The sequence below is a fragment of the Massilia sp. YIM B02769 genome (assembly GCF_030411995.1).
Lineage (GTDB): Bacteria > Pseudomonadota > Gammaproteobacteria > Burkholderiales > Burkholderiaceae_D > Telluria.
In genome coordinates this window covers 1-527 of sequence record NZ_JASNRC010000047.1, presented here as the reverse complement: position 1 = coordinate 527, position 527 = coordinate 1, and the positions used below count along the sequence as shown (strand labels likewise).

The 527-nt window shown below is 63.4% G+C and carries 1 protein-coding gene; it reads left to right on the top strand.

Annotation, left to right across the window (positions count from 1 at the left end; all coding sequences use genetic code 11):
- Nucleotide 1: 1 nt before the first annotated feature.
- Nucleotides 2–527: dihydropteroate synthase (folP, locus tag QPK31_RS26115; RefSeq protein WP_026013918.1), on the top strand; the 526-nt coding region annotated here is incomplete at its 3' end.

Genomic DNA, 527 nt, shown 5'->3' with positions numbered 1-527 from the left:
GGTGACGGTGTTCGGCATTCTGAATCTCACCGAGGACTCCTTCTTCGATGAGAGCCGGCGGCTAGACCCCGCCGGCGCTGTCACCGCGGCGATCGAAATGCTGCGAGTCGGATCAGACGTCGTGGATGTCGGACCGGCCGCCAGCCATCCGGACGCGAGGCCTGTATCGCCGGCCGATGAGATCAGACGTATTGCGCCGCTCTTAGACGCCCTGTCCGATCAGATGCACCGTGTTTCAATCGACAGCTTCCAACCGGAAACCCAGCGCTATGCGCTCAAGCGCGGCGTGGGCTACCTGAACGATATCCAAGGATTTCCTGACCCTGCGCTCTATCCCGATATTGCTGAGGCGGACTGCAGGCTGGTGGTTATGCACTCAGCGCAGCGGGATGGCATCGCCACCCGCACCGGTCACCTTCGACCCGAAGACGCGCTCGACGAGATTGTGCGGTTCTTCGAGGCGCGGGTTTCCGCCTTGCGACGGAGCGGGGTCGCTGCCGACCGGCTCATCCTCGATCCGGGGATGG